Origin of the sequence: Streptomyces sp. NPDC126510 (assembly GCF_040302345.1) — a bacterium.
Taxonomy (GTDB): Bacteria; Actinomycetota; Actinomycetes; order Streptomycetales; family Streptomycetaceae; genus Streptomyces.
This window is the reverse complement of sequence record NZ_JBEORR010000082.1, coordinates 1-7,101: the sequence shown is the minus strand read 5'-3', so window position 1 is coordinate 7,101 and position 7,101 is coordinate 1. Positions and strand designations below refer to the sequence as shown.

8 protein-coding genes are annotated in these 7,101 nt (G+C 64.5%); all 8 read left to right on the top strand.

Features of this window, described 5'->3' with window-relative positions:
- Positions 1-483 precede the first annotated feature (483 nt).
- The 8 genes from ABTX60_RS42890 (at position 484) to ABTX60_RS42855 (ending at position 7,021) form a co-directional block, all read left to right on the top strand.
- Entirely contained in the window at positions 484-1,293 is an 810-nt protein-coding gene (locus ABTX60_RS42890) for a hypothetical protein (protein WP_128638076.1), read from the top strand.
- A 388-nt stretch (positions 1,294-1,681) separates the two neighbouring features.
- A complete protein-coding gene (locus tag ABTX60_RS42885) occupies positions 1,682-2,131 on the top strand; it encodes a P-loop NTPase family protein (protein WP_350835212.1) in 450 nt (149 codons plus the stop codon).
- A gap of 81 nt (positions 2,132-2,212) precedes the next feature.
- Complete coding sequence (locus ABTX60_RS42880) at positions 2,213-2,782, top strand: hypothetical protein (RefSeq protein ID WP_350835214.1); 570 nt, start codon at positions 2,213-2,215, stop codon at positions 2,780-2,782.
- A complete protein-coding gene (locus ABTX60_RS42875; protein WP_218748330.1) occupies positions 2,779-4,017 on the top strand; it encodes a vWA domain-containing protein in 1,239 nt (412 codons plus the stop codon). Before ABTX60_RS42880 ends, ABTX60_RS42875 begins: the two co-directional genes overlap by 4 nt.
- A gap of 5 nt (positions 4,018-4,022) precedes the next feature.
- Positions 4,023-4,208 carry a hypothetical protein gene (locus ABTX60_RS42870; RefSeq protein WP_351645584.1) on the top strand — a complete coding sequence of 62 codons (186 nt, stop codon included), beginning with the start codon at positions 4,023-4,025 and terminating at the stop codon, positions 4,206-4,208.
- Positions 4,205-5,392: a hypothetical protein gene (locus ABTX60_RS42865; RefSeq protein WP_209923613.1), complete on the top strand. Its 1,188-nt coding sequence runs from the start codon at positions 4,205-4,207 to the stop codon at positions 5,390-5,392. The genes ABTX60_RS42870 and ABTX60_RS42865 overlap by 4 nt, the downstream gene beginning before the upstream one ends.
- Positions 5,393-5,462: 70 nt before the next feature.
- The gene (locus ABTX60_RS42860; protein ID WP_003941272.1) at positions 5,463-6,764 is read left to right on the top strand and encodes an AAA family ATPase; all 1,302 of its coding nucleotides are present in this window, start codon (positions 5,463-5,465) and stop codon (positions 6,762-6,764) included.
- A 29-nt stretch (positions 6,765-6,793) separates the two neighbouring features.
- Positions 6,794-7,021 carry a hypothetical protein gene (locus ABTX60_RS42855; protein WP_245220050.1) on the top strand — a complete coding sequence of 76 codons (228 nt, stop codon included), beginning with the start codon at positions 6,794-6,796 and terminating at the stop codon, positions 7,019-7,021.
- Positions 7,022-7,101: the final 80 nt, after the last annotated feature.

Genomic DNA, 7,101 nt, shown 5'->3' with positions numbered 1-7,101 from the left:
CTTCGTCACATCATCCAGTGTCGTCATCACGGCACCCTTCTCGCCGGGCATTCACCCAGCGTGTCGGGCCGAAACACCGTTTAAGAAACACTCCCGAAGAACCCGTCGGCACAGATGCATTGGCGGCGTTGAGTAAGGCCTGACGGGAGTAGGAATCGACTTCTGGCTGGTCATTTTCGTTGGCTGGATATGGTGGCGACGGCTTCTCTCGCCGCGCTCCGGTATGCCGTGATCCGGGGTCGGACCACACGACTCTCGGTGATACACACTCGCCAGGAAGACAACAGCATCTCGGTTTCCCCTCTGCGGTCAATGACCGACGGTACACAAGCTCGCCGGAGTAACCGTGCGCGTCACCGATGCCGGCGGAACCAATGTTGTTGAGATCGACATGCTGGTGACCGCTGATGCTATCGCCGAAGCCCGGGATTGAAGTGACCCGAACTCCCGGGGCTTTGCTTTGCGATGTGCGACTATAAGTTCATGCTCGATCCGGGCGCAAAGGGCAGTGACGTAGTGGTGATACCGCAACGAACTTTATGGTGGGCGGTCGACGAGCTCTGCCGTGCGTTGCCGCACGAGGTGCTTCGAAAACTGAAAGTGAGATCGGGCGAGGACCTAGCCGCCATTTCAACGACTGCATTCCTAGCCTGTGCGCCGACTAGCGTTGATTGTGCTGGCGAACCAGACTTGATCTTCGATCTTTCGCATTCGAAATCGGAGCGCAGCCCCATATCGTCGATGGGTTTGGCGAATAAGAGGTTTGCGGACTTCGAAGTGAAATCGATTGGTCTTTGGTACCGAAAGTTTGACGCCACGATTGATCAATCCCTTGGGCGTGGCGAAATTCCGATGGTGACGACGTTCACCGCAGCTGTTACGACTGTAAACGAGGTCCTGGCAGGTGAAGGCCTCAATCAGATTGATCGCGCGCTCCGCCAACTAAACAAGAAAGTGAGGGTTGCGCACTCGAAGAACATATTTCTGATTGCCCATCCCTTTGACTATCCCGTCGTTGAAATGGACGTTGCTCCTATCGTGGCACACCTTCTGAACCCACTGGACGGGATTGTTGGCGTAGACACCGTCTGGGTGATGTGGCCGGATGTCTTCTTTGTGATGTGGTCATCCCACAATGCCCGGTGGGTGAATCTGTTGTTTGACTCTCGAGAACAGAGCAAGGATCACTCATCTGCTTGGGACGACCTCGAGTTGCTGCAGCAAGTCCAAGTTGAGTTTCAGCGTCGTATCGACGGTGAAACGAACTCTCCGTACATATTTCGACTTGAGTAACGGGTTGTTTGAGGTGTTGTGGGTCGGCGAGCTCAAGAGCTGACAGCCAAGCCCGGACATCGTTTGCGGTCTATCCGCTTTTTAGCGTGGCGTTTCGCAGGTTTGACTTCTTGTGTGCAGATGCCGGCCCGAAAAGATGTCGTAGAGGTCGGCATGCTGGGGACCGCTGATCGGAGGTCGAAATCGCGGTCTTGTAGCCACCTTTCCTTCGCCTGTCTGCGGTGGTGCCGGCGGCCGGTGAGGTAGTGGTTTCTCACGTCCCCGGCACAGGGTGCGCCGGGGACGTGAGAAACGATTCTAGCGCCTATTTGCGCAGGTCAACCTATATAATTGGGGAGTCTAATTCGGTAGCGGACCTGACCAGTTCGCTCGATTCTGGAGGATTCCTGTGGCTGATTTGGCTACTGCTGTGACTGTGTTGGATGCGAATGGGCGGGCGGGTGTGCCGTCGTTGTTGATTTCGGGTCCGGGTATGGGCAAGTCGAGTTTGGTTCGTGGGTTGGCTGCGGCGGATGGGGTGTTGTGCAAGACGGTGTTGGGGTCGTTGCGTGAGCCGTCGGATTTCGCGGGGTTGCCGGTGGTGCGGGAGCACGGTGTGGCGTTGGAGGCTCCGGCGTGGGCGAAGGAATTGGTTGCCGGTGGTGGTGGGTATCTGTTTTTGGACGAGTTGACGACGAGTCCGCCTGCTGTGCAGGCGGCGATGTTGGCGGTGGCGTTGGATTTGACTGTCGGTGATGTGCAGTTGCCGAAGGGGACTCGGGTGATTGCGGGGGCGAATCCTCCGGATTGCGCTGCTGGTGGGTACGAGTTGGAAGCGCCGTTGGCGAATCGGTTCTGACATGTGGAGTTCACGCCGTCTGTGGATGAGTGGTTGGACGGTATGGCGACGGGGTGGGGTGCACCGCCTGCCTCGCGTGCGGTGGCCACCGATGAGCAACGGGTTGCGTTGGTGCGCAGTTCGATCACCGGCTTTGTGCAGCGCAATCCTGATGCGTTGGATGCGTTTCCGTCGTCGGCTGCGCAGACCGGTGGTGCGTGGCCGTCGCGTCGTACGTGGTCGATGTTGGCGGCGGTGTTGCCGCATTTGCGGGAGGACGACAACGCGGCGATCAACACGGCGGTGTTCGGGTTGATCGGTGAGGGCGCGGGCGTGGAGTTCTTGGAGTGGCGGCGTAGCGCGGATCTTCCCGATCCGGTTGCGGTGGTGGAGAATCCCGATTCGGCGTTCGATTGGCAGTCGCGTCCTGATCTGGTGTGGGCGGTGCTGTCCGGTGTCACGGCGTGGGCGGTGGGACGGGGCACGGTGGAGGCCTGGCGCAGTGCGTGGGGTCCGCTGATCGCGGCTGCGGAGGCGGGCGCACCGGACGTGGCGGGCGCGGCGGCGCGCACGCTGGCGACGGCGCGACCGGCGAAGGCGACTGTCCCGGCGTCTGCTCGTCGGTTCGCGCCGATGTTGACCGCTGCGGGTCTGATGGAGGCGGCGGCATGAGCGGGGTTCGGGTGCTCGCGCCGGATGAGTTGCGGGCGTTTCGCCTGGCACGGCTGGTTTCTGCCGAGCAGATGCCGTATTTCATGCGGGCGTTGTTCGCGGCGCAGCCCGTTGCTGCACCGGGGTTGGGAACGTTCGCGGTGGATGCGCAGTGGCGGCTTTATCTCGATCCGGCGTTGTTGGTGGGCGCGGGTGCGTGGCCGGTGCCGGTGGCGGGTGCGGTATTGCTGCACGAGGTCGGGCACTTGCTGCGGGCGCACGGTGCGCGGGGTCAGTCCTTGCCGAAGCCGGTGCAACACGTGGCGTGGAATTACGCGGCGGACGCGGAAATCAACGACGACTTGCTGGCGGCGGGCGTCGGGTTACCGGACGGGGTGATCACTCCACAATCGTTCGGGTGCGAGGACGGCGGAATCGCAGAGGACTACTACACGCACCTGATCGATCCGGCTACGGGGCAACAGTTTCCAGACGACGAAGATGTGGGATGCGGGTCCGGTGCGGGGTGCGCGCCGGTGCCGGGGGAGTTGGGCGCGGCAGCGGGGGAGGTCGCGGACGGGTTGGACGGCGCGGAAGCAGATCTGATGCGCCGCCATGTGGCGCGGGCGGTGCAGGCGGCGCAAGGGAAGGGGCGCGGGAGCGCACCGGCAGGATTGGCGCGTTGGGCTGGTGAGGTTCTCACGCCGCCGACAGTGCCGTGGGATCGGGTGTTGCGCGCGGTGATCCGGCGCGCGCTGGCGGATCAGTCGGGGCGGACGAACTACAGCTATGCGCGTCCGTCGCGGCGCAGCCTGCCGGGGATCGTGGCCCCGGCGATGCGGGGTCCGTCGATCACGGTGTCGATTGTGATCGACACGTCCGGGTCCATGTCGGCGGCGGATCTGTCGGCGGCGATGGGTGAGGTTGCGGGTGTGCTGCGGGCAGGCGGTGTAGCGCGGGAGCGGGTACGGATTCTCTCGTGCGATGCGGCATCGACGTCTGCGCAGGCGGTGCGGTCGGTGGCTGATGTGGTGTTGGTGGGCGGCGGCGGTACGGATATGCGCGTCGGGATCGATGCGGCGAACGCGGCCCGTCCTGCCCCGCACGTGGTGATCGTGTTGACGGACGGGGATACGCCGTGGCCGGATCGGCCGTCGCGGGCGCATCTGGTGTGCGCGGTGATCGGCAACGACACTGCACTGGCACGGACCCCGGAATGGGCGTCGAGTGTGCAGATCCCGGTCGGTGCGTTGTGAACGCGGTGAGCGGTGATCTGTTGCGGTACGCGCAGCAGGTGTTGACCGGTACCGGTCACGCGCCGGATCAGGTGGCGAGCGTGGTCGCCGGTACCGGCGAGGATGCGGCGGCGCGGGCCTTGCGTGCGGGGTGGGAGTGCGCTGCGAATCCGGTGGTCGGGGCGTGCGAACAGACGGAGGACGTGTCGTGAGCGTGGAATGGTTCGATCTGGCTCAGCGTCTCTATGCCGCCGAAACAGGGCGCCCCGTTGCTCGGCTCGCACACACTACGTTCACCCCGTCAGCGTCGGCGCTGGCGGTGCGGGCGACGGTACGCGGCGGCAGTGTGAGCGTGTCCGCTGCGTCGTTCGGTGGAGGTGAGGAAACCGCGTGCGACGAGGCAGGGTTGGCGTTGCTCGCACGGTTGGGCGGCACACTGGCGGCGGATACCCCGGCGATGTTGCTCACCGACGACACCGGCACGATCCCGGCCCTGGTGGGGTTGGCGCGGGCGCACGCTCACCACAGTGACCCGAACATCTCCGGTAGCGCCGCGATGGTGGGGTGGTGGGCAGATCGCGCGGATCATCCCGGCACATCGGCGGTGGTGAATCTTCCGGCCGCCTCCAGTGCCCGCTACGTGCTCGGAGTGGTGCCGGAAGCGCAGCGGTCGGCGCGGGTATGGCGAAAGTGGTTGCAGATCACCGACGAGAGTGTCGCCGGGATGCACGAATGGGCGCGTGCGATCGGCAGTGGCCCGTTGTTACCGCTGCTCGCTGCGATCGGTGAAGACGACGCCTATTCGTTTTCTCGGGCACAGTCCGCACTGGTGGACGGTCACGACTGGTCGCGTCCCGACAACACGGCCAGCGCCGCGATGGGTCTGCGAAGTCGTTGTGACGCAGCAGATGTGATGTCATCAGCCTTGCTCGATGATCCGATGTGGCGCGAGCGCGCATTGCACACCGGCCACGTCGCGGTGGGTGTGGCATCGATGACGCCGCCACCGAAAGGTTCACGTCGGCGCAACGGGTCGTTGTCGGTGACGTGTGAGCGTCTGGATTCGCGCCTGCGGGTCGGATCTGCTGTCACCGGGTGGGTCGGTACACCGCGACGGCGTCCGTTCGAGCAGTTCACTGTCGAGGTCACATCGACCGAGGTTGTCGGCGGGAAGTTGGTGCTCGGACTCGGTTCGGTGGGGATGTATGCGCCGCCGAGTGGCGCGTCGGTGGTGTTGATGCCGCAAGCGGCGTCACCTTTCGCGATGCGCGCTGGTCGTGGCCGGTACTGGCGGCTCTACCGAGGGCGGCGGTCCTGGCTTTCGACGGGGCAGACACCCGTCCCTTCCCGGCGTGAAGTGCCGTTGGACGTGCTCATAGCGGGCGCAGAGGAATAGCACCGGCAGCATACCTGCCTTAGGTAAATAGCCAGTTCAGAGACTTTTTTCACGAAAGGTTTGATTCGTCATGCGCATTACTGCCTCGTCGTCCGATATTGCTGCCCCCTCCGGCCCGGTGCCGTCGTCGTCCCGTCCGCCCGTCCCGTCGCTGACGGGGTGGCCGGGGTCGGAGATCATGGCCGACCCGATCACAGCGCGTGTGCTGTTTTCGGTGTGGTCGGGTGATCCGGCGGTGGTGGTGCCGTCCCCTCCCGGTGCGGGCAAGACCCGCTTGGTTGCATTACTGGCTGCGGCATTGGCGCACCGCGCGGATCTGCGCGTGGGGATCGCGGCGCAGACCCGCGAACAGGCGGTGGAGATTGCACGCCGGTTGGGAACACTCACCGACCGCGCCGCCTTGATGTGGAAAGCGAAAGCACCGGCACCGGACAGCGGCGACACACCGGTGGTCTCGGGACAGAAAGTGCGCTGGCAGGGCGACGTCGGTGCAATTCTGATCGGCACGACGGCGCGATGGTTGTTCTCGGACCCAGACCGAGTCGGTGCGGACGTGTTGATCGTGGACGAGTCGTGGCAATGCACCTACGCCGATCTGGGAGCGCTGGGAGCCATGGCGAAACAGGTGGTGTGCGTCGGTGATCCCGGCCAGATCGACCCGGTGGTGACCGGCGATGTATCTCGTTGGGAGGGAAGCGAAACCGCACCCGATCTACCCGCCCCGATTGCACTGTTGGCTGCGCACGGCGACGCGGTGGGGATGGTGCGGTTGGCGCACACCTGGCGACTCGGACCCGACACCACAGCACTGATCGCGCCACTGTTCTACCCCGACCTGCCGTTCACCTCCAAGCGTCCCCCGGAACACCTCACCGATTCGAGCGGAGCCGTGTGGCCCGAATTGGCGCACCGCCCGATCACAGCCTGCGGAGGCCCGTCCGATCCGGCCCTGGTGACCGCATGCGCCGCGCGGGCGGCGGAACTACTGGCAGCGGATCTGGTCACCACCGCAGGCCAGCGGCCAATGACGGCCGCCGACGTGGCCGTGGTGGTCCCGCACGTGACCCAGGCTGCGGCAATCCGTGCCCTACTCAGCGAGCACCCCGACGTACTGGTCGGCACCGCCAACTCGCTGCAAGGCCTCGAGCGCCCTGCCGTCGTGGTGCTGCACCCGTTGGCGGGATACCGGACCGCCGAACCTTTCAACCTCGACGCGGGCCGCACCTGCGTGATGCTCTCGCGTCACCGCGCCCACATGTCCGTCGTCATCGATGACACGACCGCGAGCGTCCTTGCACACGGTGCGCCGTCGCCCGCGCTCGAGGTCCAGACCGCCCTGTTGGCCGCGCTGCACAGCACCCCCGCTGTGTAGCTCACCCGCAAGGGAAAGGGACACAACACATGTCCGAAACAACGAAGCCCGAATACCGTGCACGCGCCTGGGAAGGAATAGACACATTCGACGCAGTCGCGGCATCGACAGCAGGCGGCAGCAAGCACGATGACTTCCGCTACGAGCAAGACCCCGAGTCGCAGATCCACGACAACGGCGTCCGCGCTGTGCGGGCAGCAGACGGAATGATCGCGTATGCCCGCCGCTGCGGAACCGGCACCGGGACTGTTTCGTAATCGGTGTTTTGGCCCGAGACGCTGAGTGAATGCTCGGCGAGGAGGTGCCGAGATGACGACACTGGAGAATGTGACGAAGA

Excerpts from the sequence above, each read along its gene's own strand:
- ABTX60_RS42890 (WP_128638076.1), top strand. The coding sequence starts at position 484 with ATGCTCGATCCGGGCGCAAAGGGCAGTGACGTAGTGGTGATACCGCAA.
- ABTX60_RS42875 (WP_218748330.1), top strand. The coding sequence starts at position 2,779 with ATGAGCGGGGTTCGGGTGCTCGCGCCGGATGAGTTGCGGGCGTTTCGC.
- ABTX60_RS42860 (WP_003941272.1), top strand. The coding sequence starts at position 5,463 with ATGCGCATTACTGCCTCGTCGTCCGATATTGCTGCCCCCTCCGGCCCG.
- ABTX60_RS42855 (WP_245220050.1), top strand. The coding sequence starts at position 6,794 with ATGTCCGAAACAACGAAGCCCGAATACCGTGCACGCGCCTGGGAAGGA.